Origin of the sequence: Pseudoalteromonas carrageenovora IAM 12662 (assembly GCF_900239935.1) — a bacterium.
Lineage (GTDB): Bacteria > Pseudomonadota > Gammaproteobacteria > Enterobacterales > Alteromonadaceae > Pseudoalteromonas > Pseudoalteromonas carrageenovora.
In genome coordinates this window covers 777,292-799,510 of record NZ_LT965929.1, presented here as the reverse complement: position 1 = coordinate 799,510, position 22,219 = coordinate 777,292, and the positions used below count along the sequence as shown (strand labels likewise).

The 22,219-nt window shown below is 38.9% G+C and carries 17 protein-coding genes and 1 pseudogene; 6 read left to right on the top strand and 12 right to left on the bottom strand.

Annotated features, from left to right (window positions below; translation table 11 throughout):
- Positions 1–77: 77 nt before the first annotated feature.
- Positions 78–509, top strand: coding sequence for an Lrp/AsnC family transcriptional regulator (locus ALFOR1_RS19815; RefSeq protein WP_004586320.1), 432 nt, complete (start codon positions 78–80; stop codon positions 507–509).
- Positions 510–554: 45 nt separating this feature from the next.
- Here ALFOR1_RS19815 and ALFOR1_RS19810 read toward each other — a convergent pair whose 3' ends face one another.
- The 3 genes and pseudogenes from ALFOR1_RS19810 to ALFOR1_RS19800 form a co-directional block, all read right to left on the bottom strand.
- Positions 555–1,550 (bottom strand): patatin-like phospholipase family protein, encoded by a 996-nt coding sequence (locus tag ALFOR1_RS19810; RefSeq protein WP_089349802.1) that lies wholly within the window; start codon positions 1,548–1,550, stop codon positions 555–557.
- A gap of 296 nt (positions 1,551–1,846) precedes the next feature.
- Positions 1,847–2,835 (bottom strand): annotated as a pseudogene (locus ALFOR1_RS19805) (LLM class flavin-dependent oxidoreductase).
- A gap of 140 nt (positions 2,836–2,975) precedes the next feature.
- Positions 2,976–3,719: a siderophore-interacting protein gene (locus ALFOR1_RS19800; protein ID WP_104644148.1), complete on the bottom strand. Its 744-nt coding sequence runs from the start codon at positions 3,717–3,719 to the stop codon at positions 2,976–2,978.
- 124 nt (positions 3,720–3,843) lie between these two features.
- Here ALFOR1_RS19800 and ALFOR1_RS19795 point away from each other — a divergent pair, with 124 nt between their 5' ends.
- The 3 genes from ALFOR1_RS19795 to ALFOR1_RS19785 all read left to right on the top strand — a co-directional run bounded on the left by ALFOR1_RS19795 (position 3,844) and on the right by ALFOR1_RS19785 (position 6,007).
- Complete coding sequence (locus ALFOR1_RS19795) at positions 3,844–4,263, top strand: MarR family winged helix-turn-helix transcriptional regulator (RefSeq protein WP_058550372.1); 420 nt, start codon at positions 3,844–3,846, stop codon at positions 4,261–4,263.
- Between the two features lie 80 nt (positions 4,264–4,343).
- Positions 4,344–4,757: a S24 family peptidase gene (locus ALFOR1_RS19790; protein WP_058550343.1), complete on the top strand. Its 414-nt coding sequence runs from the start codon at positions 4,344–4,346 to the stop codon at positions 4,755–4,757.
- On the top strand, positions 4,745–6,007 hold the full coding sequence (locus ALFOR1_RS19785; protein ID WP_104644147.1) for a Y-family DNA polymerase: 1,263 nt from the start codon (positions 4,745–4,747) through the stop codon (positions 6,005–6,007). The genes ALFOR1_RS19790 and ALFOR1_RS19785 overlap by 13 nt, the downstream gene beginning before the upstream one ends.
- 34 nt (positions 6,008–6,041) lie before the next feature.
- Here the strand turns inward: ALFOR1_RS19785 and ALFOR1_RS19780 are convergent, their stop codons facing one another.
- The 6 genes from ALFOR1_RS19780 to ALFOR1_RS19755 all read right to left on the bottom strand — a co-directional run bounded on the left by ALFOR1_RS19780 (position 6,042) and on the right by ALFOR1_RS19755 (position 14,417).
- Positions 6,042–6,509 carry a hypothetical protein gene (locus ALFOR1_RS19780; RefSeq protein ID WP_104644146.1) on the bottom strand — a complete coding sequence of 156 codons (468 nt, stop codon included), beginning with the start codon at positions 6,507–6,509 and terminating at the stop codon, positions 6,042–6,044.
- 145 nt (positions 6,510–6,654) lie between these two features.
- Positions 6,655–12,963, bottom strand: a complete 6,309-nt coding sequence (locus ALFOR1_RS20635) for a M4 family metallopeptidase (RefSeq protein ID WP_104644145.1) — start codon at positions 12,961–12,963, stop codon at positions 6,655–6,657.
- A 190-nt stretch (positions 12,964–13,153) separates the two neighbouring features.
- Entirely contained in the window at positions 13,154–13,669 is a 516-nt protein-coding gene (locus tag ALFOR1_RS19770; RefSeq protein ID WP_104644144.1) for a DUF4240 domain-containing protein, read from the bottom strand.
- A complete protein-coding gene (locus tag ALFOR1_RS19765) occupies positions 13,669–13,860 on the bottom strand; it encodes a YwbE family protein (protein ID WP_058550338.1) in 192 nt (63 codons plus the stop codon). Before ALFOR1_RS19765 ends, ALFOR1_RS19770 begins: the two co-directional genes overlap by 1 nt.
- A gap of 59 nt (positions 13,861–13,919) precedes the next feature.
- On the bottom strand, positions 13,920–14,201 hold the full coding sequence (locus ALFOR1_RS19760; RefSeq protein WP_104644143.1) for a hypothetical protein: 282 nt from the start codon (positions 14,199–14,201) through the stop codon (positions 13,920–13,922).
- A 3-nt stretch (positions 14,202–14,204) separates the two neighbouring features.
- Positions 14,205–14,417: a hypothetical protein gene (locus tag ALFOR1_RS19755; RefSeq protein ID WP_058550336.1), complete on the bottom strand. Its 213-nt coding sequence runs from the start codon at positions 14,415–14,417 to the stop codon at positions 14,205–14,207.
- 223 nt (positions 14,418–14,640) lie between these two features.
- Between ALFOR1_RS19755 and ALFOR1_RS19750 the strand changes: the two genes are divergently transcribed.
- Positions 14,641–15,450 (top strand): ion transporter, encoded by an 810-nt coding sequence (locus tag ALFOR1_RS19750; protein ID WP_058550335.1) that lies wholly within the window; start codon positions 14,641–14,643, stop codon positions 15,448–15,450.
- 87 nt (positions 15,451–15,537) lie between these two features.
- Here the strand turns inward: ALFOR1_RS19750 and ALFOR1_RS19745 are convergent, their stop codons facing one another.
- Positions 15,538–16,662, bottom strand: a complete 1,125-nt coding sequence (locus ALFOR1_RS19745; RefSeq protein WP_104644142.1) for a DUF748 domain-containing protein — start codon at positions 16,660–16,662, stop codon at positions 15,538–15,540.
- A 277-nt stretch (positions 16,663–16,939) separates the two neighbouring features.
- On the opposite strand from ALFOR1_RS19745, the gene ALFOR1_RS19740 reads away from it, so the two are divergent.
- On the top strand, positions 16,940–18,100 hold the full coding sequence (locus tag ALFOR1_RS19740) for a GGDEF domain-containing protein (protein WP_104644141.1): 1,161 nt from the start codon (positions 16,940–16,942) through the stop codon (positions 18,098–18,100).
- Between the two features lie 55 nt (positions 18,101–18,155).
- Here ALFOR1_RS19740 and asd read toward each other — a convergent pair whose 3' ends face one another.
- Both asd and ALFOR1_RS19730 read right to left on the bottom strand, forming a co-directional pair.
- Complete coding sequence (gene asd, locus ALFOR1_RS19735; protein WP_104644140.1) at positions 18,156–19,295, bottom strand: aspartate-semialdehyde dehydrogenase; 1,140 nt, start codon at positions 19,293–19,295, stop codon at positions 18,156–18,158.
- A gap of 203 nt (positions 19,296–19,498) precedes the next feature.
- A complete protein-coding gene (locus ALFOR1_RS19730; RefSeq protein ID WP_104644139.1) occupies positions 19,499–22,195 on the bottom strand; it encodes a TonB-dependent receptor domain-containing protein in 2,697 nt (898 codons plus the stop codon).
- Positions 22,196–22,219 lie beyond the last annotated feature (24 nt).

Genomic DNA, 22,219 nt, shown 5'->3' with positions numbered 1-22,219 from the left:
AGTATTTTTTAGCAAATTGCTATGCATTAAAGTACAAATTTAGTAATTTTTAATAAACACATAACCCAAGGCGTTTTATGACCCCTTACATTTACGACTCATTAGATAACGCATTAATAGCCGAATTACGAAAAGATGGCCGCGCTTCTATTTCAGCCCTAGCCGATGTTTTAAAAGTGTCGCGCGGGACAGTGCAAAATCGCTTAGACCGTTTAGTCTCATCGGGCGCTATATTAGGCTTTACGGTGCGTGTACACGAACACATAGAAACCGAAGCTGTAAGAGCAATAATGATGGTGGAAGTGGTTGGTAAATCTACATCGCAGGTAATTAAAACCATGCGCGGCATACCAGAGCTAACAAAGTTACATACAACTAATGGCGCTTGGGATTTAGTGGCTGAAATACAGGCGGCAAATTTAGGTGAGTTTGATGGCGTACTCAGGCAAGTACGCGAAATAGAAGGCATTTTAAATAGCGAAACCAGTATATTACTGTCATCTACTTAGGTTAGGTTTAATAATGTCCCTTTACGCTTAAGCGTTAGAACACAGCTACATTGCATAGCTGTGTGCGTAATCTACGATACGTGCGTTTTGGCTTTTTAAATACTCTCTGCCCGCTTTTACACCTAGCTTATGATCAAAGCGTAAATCGTTGTTTGAACTGCCTAATAATTTACTGTGCAGCTTTTCGTCTGCAAAAATTTGTATAATCTCTACATCACTTGGTGGGTTAGCAATAAAGTTAAGCTCATCTAAATACGCTTGCTCATGCTGAATTAAGTAGTCGAGTGTTTTTGGGCAGTAGCCTGATGCACATGCAAACGTTCTTAATTTTTGCACCCACGCAGATTGCGCCTGAAAGTGTGCGTCTACCGTTCTTATAACCACAATTTTACGTGCACCACGGTTATATGCTTCGCGTACAGGTAATGGTGCAGCTAAACCGCCATCGAGGTAAAAGTCTTCTTCGCTTTGCTCTGCCGCTAAGTGTGCTTCGTTTGCCGCTTTTGTATCTAACCACGGTGTTAGTTTAACGCCTTGTTTGTATAAAAACGGTAATGCGCTTGATGCTTTTAACAGATCCCGCCATTGTTTGCCCTCACCGGTAGGTGATAAGTAATAGGCTTTTCTGTCGCGTGCGTTAGTCGCGGTTATTAAAAGCTCACGGTCGCCTAAACTAGTTTTAGCTGTTTTAAAGTCGAGTACTCTGTTTACCTCAGTGGTTTTATCAAAGTACCAGTCTAAATCTACTATGTGCTTACCCATTAAGCCGCGACCTAGTTGAAAAAAACGTTTATTGCGCGAAAGCCCTCTAATTAAGCGCTTAGCGTAACCTTTTTGGCGAGCTAAGTAGCTAGTTAAATTTTGCGAACCAGCAGAGGTACCAATAAATAAGTCAAATGGGTCATAGTTTTGCTCTAACCACGCATCAAGTACACCGGCTGTGAATATCCCTCGTTGTCCGCCACCTTCAGCAATCAGAGCAACTTTTGGCTGCGCTGGTTTAGTAACTGAATTAGCTGATGGGGTGTTTAGAGAATTCACGGTGTACCTGCCTTTAATTTAATGATGTTTTTGTTTATACAGTCATTATAAAAAATTAAAGTGATATCTTAAAATTGATTGTTTAAATCAGTTTGATTGAAAAAACAGAACGGCATTAAATGCAAAAGTAGCCGCTTACAATTGGCATAACACTTTACGCTAACTATTTAAAAACCGAAAACAACTTAATACAGACACCACTAAAAGTTAATAAAATAGGTATAAAACAACTAACTTTTGATGATGCCTGTATATTAACAAGCCTTGGGTGTACGCTTGCTTAACTAAATAACCAATTAATGTTTTATTTCCATTAAAATTTCTAGTGCGCGGTGGCGTTTTTCACTATCGTATACGTCGTTTGTAAATATAAACTCATCCACTTCAAGCTCTTTGGCTATCATCTCTAGCTTGTGTTTTATACTTACGTGCCCGCCAACAACGCTTAAGCTTAAAAAGTTCTCTACATGGGCGCGCTCTTGTTCGCTCCATAAACCTTCCATGGTATCTACCGGCGGCTTTAACCACAGCTCTTTACCACGTATTAGTTCAAGCACCCGTTGCTTTGAGGTGGTAGAAAGGTATTGAGCTTCTTCGTCAGTTTCTGCTGCCACCAGCGGTAAAGCAAGCATTACATAGGGTTTATCGAGTACGTTTGAGGCTTCAAATTCACGTTTATACAGTGCTATTGCATCATGTACAAAACGCGTTGCAAAGTGCCCTGCAAATACATAAGGCAGCCCTTTTTGCGCGGCCAACTGAGCGCTAAATAGACTTGAGCCTAATAACCAAAGTGGTACGTTTGTATCCTCCCCCGGAATAGCACGTATTGGGTGAGTACCGTTGTATGGGCCTAATAATGTTTGTAGCTCAGTTACTTCACCAGGAAAGTTTTCAGCTCGGCTTATATCGTTATTAAGTGCACGGCTTGTAACAGGGTCACTACCGGGTGCACGGCCAAGGCCTAAATCTATTCGTGCGGGGTATAAACTTTCAAGCGTACCAAATTGCTCAGCCACAACTAATGGTGAATGGTTTGGTAGCATTATTCCGCCAGAGCCAACACGTATACGCTGAGTTTTACCTGCAATATGACCTACTAATATTGAAGTAGCAGCACAAATTATACCTTGCATATTATGGTGCTCGGCCAGCCAAAAGCGGTTAAAGCCTATTGGTCGGCGCGCTGGGCGTATTTGGTAGTTTTATTGAGCGTGTGAGAAACGCTTTCCCCTTTGATCATGGGGGCAAGCTCTAATAACGAAAAAGGAATGGAAGATAACAAAATAGCAGCTCCTAAAAATGCATACTAATAATGAGTTCATTATCAGCATAAAACACTTAAATGGGACTGCTATTAAATCAATTCAAGCTAAGGGTAAACATAAAAGCAAAATAGGTATATGTTATTTTGCTCTAAGGTATTCAAGCAAGCTCAGCATTTTGTTGGCGCTCCTTTTTATAACCTTCAGAATCAACGCCTTTTTTCCAGTAACCTGATGACACTATATTACAACGCGGTATGTTAAAGTGCTCACTAAACACGGCTTTAGCCTTACGTACCAAACCGGCCTCTAGCGCCATAAACACAATAGGTGGCTGCTCTGTTAGCTCAATAGTTTTAATTGCATTGAGCATTGCTTCATCGGCGTTATTGGTAATTATCCAATTAATGTTGCGTGTGGTGTCTAAATCAATAATGTCTTGCTTTGTTGGGGCATGTATAAACGCATCAATTTTTGAAAACAAAGGAAGCGTTTGTACATAGCCTTTAATAGCATTTACCGATGTTAAATCGCCAAGTAATACATAATGTGAATGCTGGTAGTTATCAAGCTTTTTAGGGCCTGGACCTGCTATACCTAGCTCATCTCCTACTTGTGCAATTTTAGCCCAATGGGTTGCTGGGCCTTGGTGCATATTAATTACAAAATCGAGCGTTAGTGCGCCGCTTTGCTCATTTACATGCTGTATTGTGTATGAGCGCATGCATGCCGTTTTTAAATTTAAATCGGCAACGCCATTTTGTGGAATAAGCACTTTTACATAATTACCAATGTGCGCACAGGTTATATCTGCAAAATCGTCTGAGCCTACAACAATACGCTGTAAGTGCGGTGTAATTTGCTCAGTGCTTAATACTTTAGCTTTGCGAACTTGTTTAGCCATTTAAAATCACCTCGTTTACAAAATAGTTAACTGCTTTTTACAGCAAGCATTGCACAACGCCCCATTGGTTGATAAAATCAACTATAGCAAATTAATTGACATTGTCAACCATATTGAGAACCCTATGAACACGCCTTTATCAAATACCTTGTTTGAACTCATGCAAAATTACCGTGTAACAATCCGCGAGGCCATTAACGCCAAAGAGTTGGGTATTAACGCTATGCACGTACGCTGTATACATATAATTGCTGGTACAAGTAATTGCACAGCTAACGATATAGTTACTAGAACACAGCGCGATAAAGCACAAATAGCACGGTTAGTTAAAGATCTTATTGCGTTAAACCTTATTAATAAGCAAGCAAGTGAGCACGACAAACGCTGTTTTATTTTATCGCTCACTGAGCAAGGCAATACATTGTTTGATAAATTATTAGCGTCTGAGCAGCAAATAAATGATCAAATGTGCAAAAATTTAAACCCTCAACAAATCAAAGACTTTTTAAATACAGCACAACAAATGATCAAAAACATGGATTGATCGTCTTTCATTTCTTGGCATAACTCATACAAAACGCATATACTGTACACTTATACAGTATATGCGTTTTAGGTTGTGTTATGTTTGTTATTCCCGTTTATATAGAAGCCGGTGTGTGTGGGTTTGAATCGCCCGCGGCGCAATATACCGAGCTAGGTGTTTCTCTTGATGAGCTATTAATAAAGCACCCAGATGCCACATTTATTGGCATTGCATCGGGTAACTCTATGCAAGAGGTAGGTATTTTTGAAGGCGACCTACTTGTAGTAGACCGTGCAGAGCAAGCCGATAATGGCGATGTTATTGTTGCCAATTTAAATGGCCTGTTTGTTTGTAAGTTACTTGATAAAACGAATGCAAGGCTGCTGTCGGCATCGCCCTTACATAAGCCTGTACAACTCACCCCAGCAGATGAGTTTCAGTTAGAGGGCGTAGTAACGCTTTCTGTACGAATGCACAGGCAAACTCCAGAGCTTTTAAAATGTACGCCTTAGTGGATGCTGTTTCATTTTATGCAAGCGCCGAAAAAGTATTCGACCCTTCCATTCGCTCCAAACCTGTTGTTGTACTTACTAATAACGACGGCTGCGTATGTGCTGTGTGCCCTATTGCTAGGCAGTTAAACATTCCTAAATTTGGTCCTTATTTTAAAGTTAAGCATTTGCTTGAGCAAAACAACGTGGTTGTACGCTCAAGCAATTACGAACTATATGCCGATTTAAGCGCCAAAATGATGAACATAATTGGCCGCTTTTGCGACACACAATACATATACAGTATTGATGAGTCGTTTTTACACTTTAATGGCTACACGCCACTGATTAAAAACTGGCACGAATACGGTCATGTAATGAGGCGTACCGTATGGCGAGAAGCAAAACTGCCCGTAGGCGTAGGTTTTGGCCCAACGCCTACCCTTGCCAAAGCGGCTAACCACGCAGCTAAAAAGCTAAGCGGATTTGATGGTGTAGCCGTTATAGATAACGAGCAAAGCCGCCAAGCCATTTTACAAAGAATGAGCTGCGAAGATGTATGGGGTATAGGCAAGCGCTTAGCTAAAAAGCTTAAAATAATGAACATAAACACAGCGTGGGAACTTGCACAGCAAAGCCCTAAAACAATGCGCCGTGCATTTAGTGTGGTTGTAGAGCGTACAGTAAGCGAGCTTAACGGTGTAGCGTGTTTAACCTGGGACGATGTACGCCAAGATAAACGAGAAATTTATTCTACCCGTAGTTTTGGCGAGCGAATATACGAGCCTAGCGCATTAAAAACCGCTCTTATGAACCATGTTACTACCGTTGCCAGTAAATTACGGGCGCAACGCTCACTAACAAAACAACTTTATATATTTGCCGCAAGCGGTAAACACGAAGACCGCTATTGTAAAAAGTCGTTTATGTATAAGTTTGCAACCCCCACTAACGATACTTGCGTAATGGCAAATGCAGTCTCTGAGGTGTTTAATAATATTTATCAGCCAGGTGTTCGGTTTTATAAGTGTGGCGTAGGCGCTTTAGAGCTTACCTCGGTGCAGTATCAGCAAAGCGATTTATTTAACAAAAGTGCCGATAACCCCAAATTAATGCAGTGCTTAGATACAATAAATAACCGATACGGAAAAGGCATGCTAAGCCTTGCTAGCAGTAAATTAAACAACCGCTGGCACATGAACCGCGATTATTTATCGCCCCAGTACACGACTCGCTGGCACGATATACCTAAAATTTACTGTTATGAATAAGGGCGCTATTGCCTTTGTAAGTTAAACACTGTGTTTAATCGGCTTGTTTTTCAAAGGTGCATTGTACTTGAGGATCGTTAAGGGTGTATTTAACGGTGGTAGGGCTCACAAATTCTATACTTTGCCTAATGGTTTTTTCGTTAACGGGATCAACACAGCGACTCATTCTTAGGCTGTTATCTACCCCGTCACTTTTATACTTAAACGAGCTGGTTACAAAGCAAAAGTCAGGTTTTTTAGTTGTACGTGTGCCGTTATGCAGGCTTTCAAATACTATTTGCGAACCTAATTTAAAACCGGCATCGGGATACACTGGGTTTATTAAACTCAATTGACTATCAACACAAAGCGAAGAGCTTGCTGAAACCACCTTATAATCGCCTAGCTTTGTTTTTAATAAAGGAATAAAACGGCTCTTATTACTTGGCGTAGCAGTTTTAGCAAAAAGTACATTGCTTAGAAATAAACAGCTTAAACATAATAAAACTTTACGATAACTCATTAAAATTCCAACTCATTACTAGTAAAAATAGCATAACACACTCCTACCTATACTCACTTAAAATACATTTAGTTCATAAAACAAAAAGCCCCTTGATCAAATCAAGAGGCTTTTGGTTATATAAAAAATATATTTAATTATAGCGCTACTTAAAAATAAGTGCTCGTCTGTAAGCTACAGCACATGTTAAAAGTAATAATATGAAAGCTAATGAGCCACCACCGCCACTGCTATCTTCACGACTTGAAGAAGCTGTACTTGCTACATTAGTAACGGTAACAGTTAAACTTTGCTCAGTCTCACCTTCACCATCTGATACAACAAGTTTAAAGCCTAACTCTGTAGTTTGAGAAACACTCGGCGCTGTAAACTTAAGGGTGTTAGAGTCAACATCATCAATAGCAACTTCAATTCCCATTGTTTGAACCCACTTAAACGTAAGCTCAGATGACTCTTTATCACTTGCAGAGGCCGTAACAGTAACTTGCTTAGCTTCTTCAACCGAAACAGAATATGTACTTAGCTCTACACTCGGCAATTGATTTACATGTAAAAAAGTAACTGTAAATACTTCAGTAAACTGCTCATACCCATCAGATATTACCAAAGTAACATTTGCATCAACAGTTTGTTCAAATTCACCAACGCTAAGCACGGCTTTACCTTGTGTATCTTCAGCTGCAATAGATAACTGAGGATGATCAACACGCCACTCGTAAGATAACGTATCTCCATCTGGGTCAGTAGAAGCAGACGCATCAAGCTCAATAGTAGCAAGCTCTTCTATCGTTGCTGGCATATCCACATTTAATACAGGCGCCTGATTTAGACTCTCTTGCGCCAGTTTTGCAACTATTTCAATAACGCCGTTAACCTCTCCATCAAGGTCAAATGAACTACCGTCTGTAATTGCAAAACTAAAACAGCGTGAGCATGCTTGCTCATACACATTGCCTGACAAAATAGGGGCAGACTGCCAACCTGAAGCGGTTAATAACCTCACTTGCATGTCAGAGCTTAAAATAGAATTTACGTGTTCAGGCAGCGCAATTTCTGCGGTACTTGATGAATTAGAAAGCGTAACATGAAGGTTAATAACATCACTTTTAGCTTGGAAGTGAGGCTCTATAATGTCTAAATCTGGGAAATAAGTGCTAAGTGCCTGTTCAGAAATAGACATATCAGCAATATAACCCGCTGCTAGAGCCTCTTTAATGCTACCTACAGCTAAGTGATTAAACTCATCAATACTGTGAGCACTATCACCTGAAGCTAAGATAGCTGTATTAGTAGTAGAAGTGCTATCTAGGTAATCAGCAATACCATCTTTATCACTATCACCTACCCCTTCCTCAATATCAGGTATACCGTCGCCATCAGTATCTAGCTCAGGGTCATCAAATATAACGCTATCAACAATACGTAAACTAGTTTGCTTAGTTGCTAGTAGTTCATCACCTTGTTTTACACGTAAAGTTAAATCTATATTATTGGTTTGCTCAGAAAGATTTGCGCTAAATGAAACATCCCACTGTGAATCAGCTGTTTTATAAATGTAAAAATCAACACCTGTGGGGCCAATAAGCTCAAGTGATACATCACTACCTGTACTCGGTAAATTTACTAACTTAATGGTTGCATTAAAGTCAGGTAAAGAACGCTGAATAGTTTTATTAACTGCTTTACCATTTTGATAAAAATCAGTAATAAACTGCGCCTGTGCCGCTTCACTTAAAAACACGAGTTGGCTGTTATCATTTTTGCCTATAAAAGCATTGCGATTAGGTATAACACTTATATTTGTAGCATTTGCTAAAAACTCGCGCGCTAACTCAACCTTAATAGGTCCATGCTGCTCAGCTCTAATATACTGAGTACTATTATTAGCTTTTAAAGAAAAACCGGTGTAATCATATGGATTAGGGCCACTGATAAATATGTCAACAAGTACATTACCATTTTGGTATACATGCGTAATAGGTTGAAGACTAACTTCAGGATAGATCATCGCTGTTACTTCACCCGATACGCGGTTACCTGCACCATCAACAGCAGAAACAGGAATTGGCACATTACCCGTTCTAAATACAAAGCTATCTTCTATTTCAATAAGCGCTATCTCTGACACATCGTCAAAAACAACTCTACTGTCAATAATTGCATCTTGTATCGCTACTAGCGTATTACCAAAAACTTCAAAACGATACTGCTGTAAAACTGGAGGCGTTGTATCAACTAGTGTAACCGTTTGAATAGCCGCTGTTTCATTGCCAACATTATCACGTGCAATCCATGTAATTTGGTGCTCACCTAGTGGAAAGTAAGACCCTGAACTTGTATATACTTGAGGTTCTAAATGCCCGTTATCAGTCGCCAGTGGAGTATATAGACGGGTAATATTAGTATATTGTGAAGTCGCTTCAACCGTAATTGGCTCAAGGCTTGATACAAACTCAGGCGGACTATTTTCACCGCGGCTTGCATCACCTGGGTGGCTATCTTCACTGTCTTCAATACCATCGCCATCTGAATCAGTGCTAAGCGGGTTACCCGAAAGTTGATACTCTTGTAAATTAGTCAAACCATCATAGTCGGCGTCATAATTAGCATCGTAGGGTTCTAACGCATTTAGCCCATATTCGGCCTCCCAATAATCAGGGATACCGTCCGAATCAAAGTCGCTGGTAAGGTCTATATCTGCAGACCAAGTAATATTATCAACTGATAACGGTTGCTGCTGAAGGTATAAACTTTCATATTTAACTTTAATAATGTTAAAACCATCATCTACTGGTAACAATAAACGAGCCTGAATACTATTACTTATCTCTAAAGGGCTACCATTTAAAGTTATTTGCAACGCGTCAGTATTATTGACCCAGTAATCTAAGTTAATAAAACCAGCCTCAAATAACCCAGCAATAGCAAATCCACCCACATTACTAACAGGCGTTAATTGTGAACTAAGACTTGCATTACCCTCTGTAAACCAATCGGTGTTAGCTTGCCAAGCCCAAGCATTGATGGCAATTTCAGTAAACTTAGTCGGAAGAAGACCATCTTCAAAACTTTCGTTTAATTGCGAAAAAGTCTGCACTAATGACATTGCGTCATTAGCAAGGCTTTGAGAGTAAAACTCCTGAATATTTGTATAACCATCCGCATCGTAATCTAAATTAGCATCTGCAGCATCTAATGGTAAAAGGTCATTACTTACTTCATATCCATCACTGAGTTCATCACCATCTGAATCTGCTGAATTTGGATTTGTTCCTAGGTTAAATTCTTCAAACGCCGTAAGCCCATCAGTATCAGCATCGGAGGCTGCATCACTTGCGTCAAGGCGATTTAATCCATTAACTAATTCCCAGTAATCAGGAAGTTGGTCATTGTCTGTATCTGTTAAATCAGATTGAGAAAATAAAGCAAAGTTATCAAGCCATACAGTATCAGCACCCGATGAAGCATAACCGTCTTTATAATATTTAAATTCAATATTATGAAGCCCTTCGCTTATGTTAAGCAAAATAGACGTTACTTCTGAGATATTTGAATTACCTCGTTCAGCACGGTCAAAAACTGGTTGCCCATCAATAGTAATAGTTAAAAAGTCACAGCAAGATTCTGATTCAATTTTATAATCGAAAGCTAATACACTCTCTTCAAATAAACCTGTTACAGTAAAACCACTAAACTGTGAGTCGTTGATAATACCTGAACGAATACTTTGCACACCGTCAGTCGAAAAGCCATCTGTAATAAACCAAGGAGCACTAGAACCTTCTGTTTCAACCATCCAACTAGGTAGTGCAGAGCCTTCAAAAGAGGTCGTAAGATTTAAAGCAACAGGGAAAGAAGTATTAGACTGCGGGTCAGTGTTTGCCAAGTACTCTGTTAAGTTTGAAAAGCCATCACTGTCCGCATCTTCTGATGCATCTGAAGAGTTGGTTAAATCTAAACTATTATTATACTCCCAGCCATCAGGGATAGTATCGCCATCGGTGTCTGAGTTGTTTGGTAAACCAGCATTTAAAAACTCTAAAAGATTAGATAGGCCATCGTTGTCAGCATCAAGTGAAGCATCTTCACTGTTAGTCATATCAAGGTTGTACAGTAATTCCCAAGAATCAGACATACCGTCGTTATCTGCATCAGGAAAATTAGGCCCTATATATAAATTATCTATATATACAGCATCTGCAGGAGTAGAAACGGATACATCTTTAGAATACTTAAACTTAACTGTATTAAGTCCGGCAGCAACAGGAAACGAAGCACTTTTCCACTCGCTAACGCCAGATTCATCTAAAACAACTGAACCATTAATATAAACAGTAAAATAGTCATAACCAACTTCTGTGTCTAATGCGTAGTTAAAGTTTACATAGCCTTGCTCGCTATTTAAAAAGCTAAACTCAACACTGGTTGATTGGTTGTCTGTAATGTCGTTATTAGTCAACACAAAGCCAGAATCTTCATTAATTTGAGTTGTTACCCAAGGCGTTTGTAAATTTGACGAAATAAGCAAATCTGGAACAGCTGCATCATCGAAGTCAAAGGTTGTTTCAGGAAAAACGACCGGCTCAGAGCTTGCGTCTGAAGGGTCACTGTTACCAAAAAACTCGATTACATTACTCCATGTGTCTGAGTCTAAATCAAGTTGAGCATCATCTGCATTTAATGGGTTTAATGAAAACGATACTTCCCAGCCATCAGGCATGCGGTCAGAGTCAGAGTCTGCATTATTAGGCTCAGTAAGATATACATTTATTTCATCGTAGTCTGATAAATCATCTGAGTCGGTATCTGCTGAATTTGGTAAAGTATTAGCTGTGTACTCCTCAAGATTAGTTAAACCATCTTGGTCTAAATCAAGTGCAGCATCAGCGGCATCGCTTGGGTCTAATCCGTAAAGGAGTTCCCAGTTATCATCCATTAAATCAGTATCAGCATCGATAAACTGGATGTTATCGCAGGTAACACCTACTTCATTGAATGCTGAGATTACATCGTTTGCACTGTATCTTAGGTCAATGGCTGAGTTTATAGCGCCACAGGCACCATCAATAAAGTCACTAGAGTTAACCCAATAATTTTGATTAGCAAAAAGCATTATTTCAAACGCTTTTTTAGGATCCCATCCAGTAGTATTCGAAAGTAAAAAGAAAGCGCGATTAAAAACACCGCTACTAAAATGAACATCCATGCCTGAGTAATAATCGCTCGCTCTGTCAATTGAAAGTCCATCTAGTGACGGCGTTTCAAAATAACGAAGTGCAGGATCTATTTTAGAAATATCAGCGCCAGATAGCCAATCAGTCTCTCCACGTAAAAAATATTCAGCTGTTTCACCAGCCATATCAGAGAAAGACTCGTTAATACCACCCGATTGATCTGAATATATTAAATTAGAATTTTGACTGGTAAAACCATGGCTGACTTCATGAGAAACAATATCAAGGGATACCAATGGATAAAAATTATCGGCACCATCACCAAAAGTCATTGCCTGACCATTCCATGTGGCATTTTCCCAATTGTTACCGCTGTGAACACGCATTAATAATTGAAAAGTAAGTGGCGCCGTGTTGTACCACTGTTGATACATATCAAATACAGCCGTACCAAATGCATGCGCATCATTTAAAGGAGAAAATGCCCCATTCACCTCTTTATGTGTATTGCGATCACAGGCAAAAGAGTACGCTTCACTTGGCTCAAAGCCAGACTCCATCGTAACAGTTTTAACTTTATCGTTTTCTAAAAAACACATCCCATCACGCTGCGTTATATCCAACGCTTCGGTGTCTGTACCGTATTCGTACTGGCCTGTTTTTGTATTACCACCAGGCCCCGTGCCATGCGCACTGTGAATATTATTCCACAGCTTAAATACACGGTAATCAGATTCGCTTACCAAGCCTATTGGTTTTTTTTCTACACCATTTTCAGTGACATCTAACTCAATTAAGCGAACAAAATGTGCTGCTCCGTTATCAATATAAATATATCGTTGGTTATTGATAACTTTATAAGAGGTTGAATCAACAAGCTTAGCTTTAATTAAAAGTGCATTAACAGCAGAGTATTCATCAAACTGGCTATTAGCTGTGTTGTTTAAAGATTTGAGGCTAATATTTTTAGCAAAAAAACCACTAATATGTTGATTGCTAGACTGCACTGTAATTTGCTGGCCCCAAATAGGCACACCTGCAAAATGCTGCTGCATTTTTTTTGATAAACTAGTTTGCTTAGCAGAAACAGACCCAGAAGATTCTACTTCTATAAAGTAAGAACCCGCAGATGCTTTGCTGGCTAATGCTACATTATGATTTAAAAGCGAGTTAATTTCTGATGCGGATGATTTATTAACACGCTGCGAAACCGCCGCATGTGAACTGAGCGAGTTTATAAAGCAAAACGCAATCAATCCTGATGAGAGTGTTTTATACATAACATTCCTATGTCGTATATTGTTGTTATTCAGTGCTTATTCATTTAAAAACACGGAAATATAACATATTTATTAACATAGAGTCATTTGAAAAGATGAGTAAATGGGTTCGATTGTGAACAAATGTGAAGCTAAAAGCCAAGATGGTATACTCAAATACAACCACCTTGGCACAAAAAGATTGCTGAAATTACTGCCAATATTTTTGAAATAACTGTGGGTAGCTTTGTTTTAAAAATTTAGGTTTGTCTTTAAAGCGCTTACCCGCTGGTTGCTCACCTGATGGAACAAACGGCAGCTCGTCATCGTTTCGTTCTTCGTAGAGTAAACCCGCAATTAAATCGTACTCGTCAATATAAGGATAAGGTTGCTCGTTTAAATAATATACCGGTGAACACTGTGCTAATGAGTCGGCATTAGTTAAAGCATTGTTAAATACTGTTTGTCCGCGAGAAATAAGCCAGCATCTAAATTCACTAAAGCCGTATTCGTCGTTACAGCCCGCCATTACAAATGCCGCGCCAAATAAATCCCAGGTAAAACATTTTCGCATGTTAATACCAAAAAATTTGTCAAAGGCAATAAGCTGCTCGTCAGTTAAATCGCTTAGTTTAGCTTTTAAATTTTCGCTTACACTTTCTGGATCAAGCCCTAAGTCGGGTGCGGTTACTAAATCCCAAAAAGCCTGCTCTGTTAACGCTGTCATTATAAAATCTCTTTTACTCGTCCAACTTGACCATCTTCTAGGCGTACTTTTATACCATGTGGGTGATTGGGTGATTTAGTTAGTAACCGCTCAACAATCCCCTCAGTTAAAGTGCCACTGCGTTGATCTTCTTTTAATACAATATTTACTGTTGTGCCTGGTGTAATTTGCGAACGCGTAGGAACAGCCATCGTTTAAATCCTAAAAATAGTTTTAGCAATTATAGCGCCCATAGTAAGGCAAACCAATGTTAATCAACTAAAAACGATATTTGCTTAGCCGCTATAGGTAAGTTTATTTTACCAAGCTCTGCTGTAATAATATTAATGATCTGAGTAAAGTGAGTTTCGCTCTCGTGGTATGCCGTGTCATCTTCAAAATAACACTTCACTTTTAATGACTTTGTTTCGTTTTTAAAATCAATTGTATGGGTTAAATAAGCAAAACCTGGGTACGAGTGTTTAATGCTTTCGCATGCGGTGGTAAGCGCGTGTCTAATTTTTTTATCGCGGAGTTTTTGTGTTTTGGTCATGGTTTATTTAGTTTGCTCGCTTTGCTGCTTTTTGTATTCTTCAAAGTTTTTATCTTGGTTTTCAAGACATTCGTAATACTCTTTATCGGCTTTGTAATTACATTCATCAAGGCGTGCCGATTGTATTTCGTGAAAGCGCGCATCAGAGCTACAGCCGCCAAGGAGTGAGAGCCCTAAAACTATTAATGCACTTTTAGTAAACGTGCTAATTAGCATTGAAATTCCTTACACTGTTATTGTTTAAAGTATTTTATGTATCAAAAGATAAGACCTTCGATTGTCAAATTTGTTCTATTTAAGGCAAGTTATAATATAAATAACGAATACCGTGATTAAATAGCAAACAGCTAATGTAAATTTAATAACGAAAGATAAACACACCAATAATAATATTGTATATTAGCGCCATAAAACCTTACTTTGCATAGGATTCATAATTATGATGTCGCAGTTACAAAAGTTGTTTCAGCGTATAGACAAAAGCAAGATATTTCAATCGTTTGTTATTGCTGTTATTGTTGTTTCTGCCCTTACCGTCGGTGCTCACACTTACTCACTTCACCCAACTGTAGAATTTGCCCTTAACTGGATGGATGTAGGGATCACCGCATTCTTTTTAGTTGAGTTAATTATTCGCTTTATAGCAAGTAAAGGAATAAAAGACTTTTTTTCGAAGGGATGGAATATATTCGATACCATAATTGTACTCGGTAGCTTATACCCTGCAGCTGGTTCGGCTGTATTGCTTGCAAGGTTACTGCGTATATTTAGGGTGCTGCGTTTAGTCTCTATGATCCCTGAGCTACGTTTATTAGTTAATTCCTTACTCAAAGCCATTCCGCAAATGGGCTATATAGCGCTGCTAATGTTTGTTATTTTTTATATTTACGCGGCCATGGGCAGCATGATGTTTGCTGATATTAACCCCGTGCTTTGGAAAGATGTGTCAATTTCAATGCTTACGCTGTTTAGAATAGCAACCTTTGAAGATTGGACCGACATAATGTACGAGACCATGGCAGTTTATGAGCTGAGCTGGATTTTTTACCTTACATTCATATTTTTAACTGCGTTTGTGTTTTTAAATATGATGGTAGGCGCTATTTTAGAAGTAATGGGCGAGGAACATCGCAATGCCCGTGAAGAACTTGCAGATAGTAACTCGCTACCCGCAACGCAAGGGCAAGTAAATGAACTACAAGCTCAAATTGCAGAGCTTAAAACGCTATTGAGTAACCGCAAAAACTAATCTAGTAAGCGTACTAAAGCACCCACTTACAGTTTAAAAAGTGGGTGCCGTTTAAAGGTCTAATTAGACTAAAATTACCAAAACGCTTTAATTTCCCTCGTTATTAGGTTTGTTATCAGTATCTTCAAAAGAGATAACATTATCGACTTTCATTTTAAACGCATCAAAAAACGCATTTTTTAAAACCGATACCACCGCCTGAAAAGTAGAAACGTCGGCATTATCTAACTGTCCTTCAATAGGAATGCGTGCAGCCACCAGCTTAGAATCATCGTTTTCTAATAGCGAGCTAAGTAAATCTATACTGCCTTCAAAAATAGCGGTAAATAGGCCGTCGTCATCTTTTTCAATATCTTCGCGCCACGAAAAAACACTTAAATTGTGCACACCAGCTTTTACATAACCATTTAAGTTATTGTTATTAGCAGCTAGCTCCATTGCACCATCAATACCACCGGCTTCAATATCAAATGGGGTATACACTTTAAAAACAGTTTCTAGATTTTTAACCGAAAAGCGCTGCACCTCAACATTAAAATCAAAATTAGCCTGTTCACTAAAAGGGTCTAACTTCCCGTTTAATGAAAGAGCAGCCTCTCCCATTAAAGCGCCTTCTACATTTAAACTGGTGACTAACGTTTTAGACAGGTTTTGGGCATTGGTTATATTTTTAATCTCAGCATTTATATTTGAAATATACGTGGGTTTTTCACCGTCATTTATCGCATTAACTAGCGAGACTTTACCGTTATTAATACGCAAGGTATCGATTGAAAAAAGCACTAAATCGTTAGCAAGCCCAACCCATGTTGTTTCGTCTTTAACTTGTTGGTTTTGCTCAGTGGTTGATGGGTCTTTATCGTATATAACAATTTCTGGGCGAGAAAAGGCCATATTAGTGACTAAATTACCCTTTAAAAGCGCAGACCAAGCAAGAGAAAAATCAAGGGTTTGTACCGCCAATAACGGTTTAGGGGCCGATGTTGCATCTACAGCGTAAATTTCAACATCGTCAATTGCATAGGCACCGCGGTATAAATATAAATCCACATCGCCAACATGCCCTGTTATTCCTTGTGTTTGTTCAAGCTGCTGGTTTACATAATATTGAACAGCATAAGGCGCTGCCGCTCTTAGTAGAATTAAAAATAAAACAGTAGCAACTAAAACAGAAAACCATTTATTTCGGGCATGCTTAAAAGTAAAAGCCATTTTATATCCTTGTTGTAGGGCCTAATTACTCGGAATAAGTAAATGTTACGGGCGTAAGTGAACTAAATACGCACAAAACAGCTTAAACCGAGTAAAAAACGGTGTAATAGAATAACAAAAGCAAAAGCTATACCAGAAAACGCAATATAAATGTATTAGGTACAAACAAGTAATACATAAATTTTTACAAATAGCGCACTTTAATAACAACACTTTGCTCGAATTACTAAGCAACCTCAACTACAGTAAAAAGTAACTCACACAAGAACATACCTCTATGAGCCCAATCTTTTTTATTTTAATTACTCTTTTACTTACCAGTATTGTTTGGTCTGTTATATTTTTAATGGCGTGGTATACCTTAGGTAAAAAGTTATATGCATTATTTTGGGCAAGTGCATTTATGTGCTCTGCCTGCCAATGGGGTACAATTTTATTGCAACCCTACTTTGAGTCAGATGTTACTTATTGGATGCTTGCGGTAAGTTTTTCTATGGCATCGGTTTTACTGGGAACTTGGGGGCACTGCATACGCACACGGTGCCCTATTAATATGAACTATTTGTTAGCATTTGCTGTTATTACATTTGCTGCTGTGTACTACTTTAAAGCAGTAAATGTGCATGTAGGTTTGAATATGTCGTTATACATTTACTACGACATAATCCTGCTTTTTATAAATGCCATTATTATACTAAAACATAAACCAAAATCGCTTCCTGCTGAAATTGGTGCAGCTGTAACATATACCGTATGCGGATTATGTTTATTTATTGCAGCGACTATCGCACTCATGCAAGGCGCTCAAGTTAATCAGGCCTATTTAGATTTATACATACTCATTAACTTTATTACAGTCCCTACTGCGCATGTAGGCATGGCGGTATTTATTATTTTTATAATGGCTTCTGATTTAGCCCAAGAAATGCAAAAACTAGCCATGACCGATGTACTTACACAATGCGTAAACAGGCGCGGCTTTTACGAAATAGGCCAGCAAAAACTTGAAACTCAATTAAGCTGCGAACAACATGTATCGCTTATATATTGGGATATAGACTCATTTAAAAACATAAATGATGAATACGGCCATGCTGGTGGAGATGAGGTCCTTATTCAAGCAACTAAACGTGTAAGGGCATGTTTAAATAAAGACGATATATTTGCCAGAATAGGCGGAGAAGAATTTGTAATACTCATAGCCAGAGATTCAGAACTAAAAGCAAAGCAATTTGCCGATACCCTACGCACTACTCTTGCAAGCAAGCCCATTGAATATAAACAACAATGCATAGATGTTACGGCAAGCTTTGGGGTTATAAGTATTAAATGTGCCACTACGCAAATAGATAAAGCCATAGATTTAGCCGACAAAGCGTTGTACATAGCAAAACACGAAGGCAAAAATAAAGTAGCGTATGCAGTGCCGCTTAACTAAAAAAGGGTTAGCAATACGCTAACCCCTTTTAAATACATACTTTTAAATGTAAAAATTATTCACCGTCTACAATTATGCGTAGCATACGACGAAGTGGCTCTGCCGCGCCCCATAAAAGCTGATCGCCAACTGTAAATGCGCTAATGTATTTTGGTCCCATAGCTAATTTACGAATACGCCCAACAGGAATGCTTAACGTACCTGTTACTTTAACTGGAGTTAAGTCAGTAGTACTGATATCGCGCTCATTTGGAATAACTTTAACCCACTCATTATGAGACGCTAAAATTTCTTCAATTTTTTCTACGCTAATATCTTCACGTAATTTAATGGTCATCGCTTGGCTATGGCAACGCATAGCGCCAATACGAACACATAAACCATCAATTGGCACTGGTTGCTTAGAAGAGCCTAAAATTTTATTGGCTTCTACTTGCGCTTTCCATTCTTCTTTAGACTGACCGCTTGGCATAGGTACGTCAATCCACGGGATTAAACTGCCCGCTAGTGGCACACCAAATTGGTCTTGTGGTAAGTCATTTGACGCCATTGTTTGACTGACTATTTTATCAATTTCTAAAATAGCAGAACTTGGGTTATCTAATTGCTCAGCAACACTCGCATGAATAGCGCCCATTTGTGCAATAAGCTCTTTCATATTTCGTGCACCAGCACCAGAGGCTGCTTGGTAAGTCATTGGGCTTACCCATTCAATTAGGTCTTGCTCAAACAAACCACCTAGTGCAAGTAGCATTAGCGATACTGTACAGTTACCGCCAACAAACGTTTTAACGCCTTGCTCTAAGCCTTGTTCAATAACATCTTTGTTTACGGGATCTAGCACTATTATGCTGTCTTCACTCATACGCAGTGCTGAAGCTGCATCAATCCAGTAACCATCCCAACCCGACTCGCGTAATTTTGGATATACCGCATTGGTGTAGTCACCGCCTTGGCAAGTAACAATAATATCCATTTTAGCAAGTTCGCTAATGTCACTTGCATCTAGTAATGGTTTTGCGTCGCCTGCTATATCAGGGCCTAGTTGACCCGCTTGTGAGGTGGTGAAAAAGGTGGTGTCGATATGGGCAAAATCACTTTGCTGCTGCATACGTTCTAATAACACAGAGCCAACCATGCCACGCCAACCGACTAATCCTACTTTTTTCATTGTTTGTTCCACTGTTTGATTCATAAAAGATGCCTTAATACATTAAAAATTAAATTCATTGCGTGAGATTTAATTTTCATTAACGTCAAAATAACACCACCAGCGCACTAAAACTAGTGAATAAAGTAGAACTTAAATATTTTTCATAGTCATAAAAAAGCCCTGTATTAAATACAGGGCTAATAGGTAATTAGGTTTTATTATATCCCCCTTCCTTGGGTAGAAAATTAAAACTCGTAGCTAAAGCTTAAACTAAACTCAGTGCCTTCTTCTTGACGCCAAAGTGTTAAGTTTTCTTGTTCAATTTCTTTTTCTTGGCCAAGTATATTTTTAACTTTAAAATTAACTTTAGTATTAAAGTTAGGGAAGTAAGAATAAACTAAATCAAGAGAATGAAATGACTTTTCTTCTGCGTCTTCGTTACCACGCGTACCTGGTACGATTATGCGCGGCCCAAACACGTTATAAACAACTGAGGTAGAATGAAAACCATCAGCAGAGTCATAACCCATTTGTAAGTTTGCTACCCATTCAGAATGACCAACTAAACGACGTTTATTATTAGTAACAATGTTAGAAACAGAGTCAGCTTCAAGCGCCTCTTTTAGTTGTTGTTCAAATAATGAATCAACCCCATCAGCATCGTTTATGCCAAGCTCAACACTTGAATCCGATAGAGTAACGTTACCTGATAAAAATATGGCAGATAAATCATTATGAATAAAACTAAAGTCAGTTAAAAAGTCTACCTCAATACCTGTTAGTTCACCCGACTGCGCATTTGCTGTTAGTAATTGCGGAGCAGCTCCACCAACACCCGCTAACTCAACCATTTCAATTGGGTTTTCAATATCTTTATAAAACAAAGCAACTGATAGATTGTTTCCTGAAGGCATGTACCACTCAAACCTAAAGTCAGCATTTTTTAGCTTGGAGCTTTGAAGTGTAGGCGAGCCTCGCACTAAAAACTCTGTTAGTGGGTCAACATAATAAGTTGAGCTTACATCACGCATATCTGGGCGAATCGTCGTTTCACTTAAGTTTAAGCGAAACTGCATTTCTTCATCCATAATATAAGTAATTGCTAAAGAAGGAAAAAAGTTATCTTCTTTTATTGCAACTTCGCTCACTTCTTCAATTGTTCCATCAAAGAAATTAGTATGAGCCTGAAAAGGCACTGATATTTGAGAAAAGTCTTCCCAACGAATACCACCGGTTATACGCCATGTGTTTTCGTAGAAAAAGTCGGCCATAAAATAATAAGCGTCTAACTTATGTGCAGCGCTGTACTTATCACCATCTGCGGTACCATCATCAAAAATACCAGAGCCTGTAATACTTGTATAAAACTCACTATTAGCTAAATTTTCGTCAGAAAAAATTTGGTCTATGTTTGAGCCAAATGTATATTCATCTGTTATACCACGGTGCGTAATACCAAATTGAATATTACTTGCATCACGTTTTTTTTCAGAAAAATCGCCACCCACCTTAAGCTCTAACTCATAGCCATCACCATAAAACGGGATGCCCATATTCCAACCATACGTATCTACGTCATCATGCAAAGTTTGATAATCACGCGTTACGTTAGTAGCAGCAACATCTTGTAACTGCTCTGATTCAAATACACCATCATTTAAGTTAGTTTGAAAAACAACATCTAACGCACCTGGAGCATCCCTGTTGGCGCGGCCTGTACCTGCATACCAATCAAAAAATAAATTTTCTAATTCAGGAAAATTATGAGTCCCTTTGAGCTGCGTAGAGAACATTTCACGCTCTTCATACATAACGTCAACACGGCGTAACTCAGTAACACCTTCTTCAGACTCGTTAGCATCGAAAAAGTCACGATTACGCACTCTGTCACTCATATCATGAAGCGCTATATTCGTTAGTTCAAATTTATGGTTATTATTAAATTCATAACCTAAATTTAATGTGCCACTCCAACGAACGGTTTGTTCAGTAGATATGCCATCATAAGTTTGTGCAAAACATTTATCTTCGCAGCCCAAACTACCTAAATTTGTACCGCTTTGCTCTTTAACTACTTCCCATTCATTGTCATAGGAAACAGCGGCTAGAACGCCAAAAGTACCTACTTCAGACTCAAACCTATCACCTAGTGCTACTGAAAAATTCATGCCTGGATCAACGTCTTTCTCATTAGGTCCAACTTGCCAATCTAGAGATTGTAAGAGCGCTTGACGCTGCTCAAGCGTAGTACTGCTGTCACCTTCAAGTCCTGCATCACTTTTAAGCGCTGTAGAAATTAATGAAGGTAAAGCACGTGTACCATCATCGCGCCCCATCCAATCATCATCACCACCACTGTAAAAATAGCCGGTGTCACTGTTAGAGGTGTTATATGAAGTACCTAACTGTATTTTAAACAAAAAATCAGAAGGAATAGATTTGGTGCGTATATTTACATTACCACCACCAAAGTGCGCTGGCATATCAGGAGAAAACGATTTCTGCACACTTAAGCTTTCAATAATATCCGATGGAAATAAATCCAGTGGAACAACTGATCGAGTGGGATCTGGGCTTGGAACATACATGCTATTAAGTTGGGTACTTGAATAACGTTCACCCAAACCACGAACATAAATATATTTACCATCGACTAAAGTTAAACCAGTCACACGACGAAGCGCTGAAGCTGCATCGCCATCACCTGTGCGTGATATTTGATCAGCACCCATAATATCAGCAACAAATGCCTGATTTTGACGCTCTTGTAGTACTGCGCCTGCACTACCTTTTAGTCGCTGGCCAACAGCAACTACTTCTTCTATTTCTTGCTCTTCGGCTTCGGCTGCTATAGCTGTGTTTACTGATAGCCCTATAATTGCAGCCATAACTGCGCAATTTAGTTTACAAAGAACAAGAGAAGAGGGTTTAAAAGATTTCATTTTTATACTCCGAAACAAAACAAG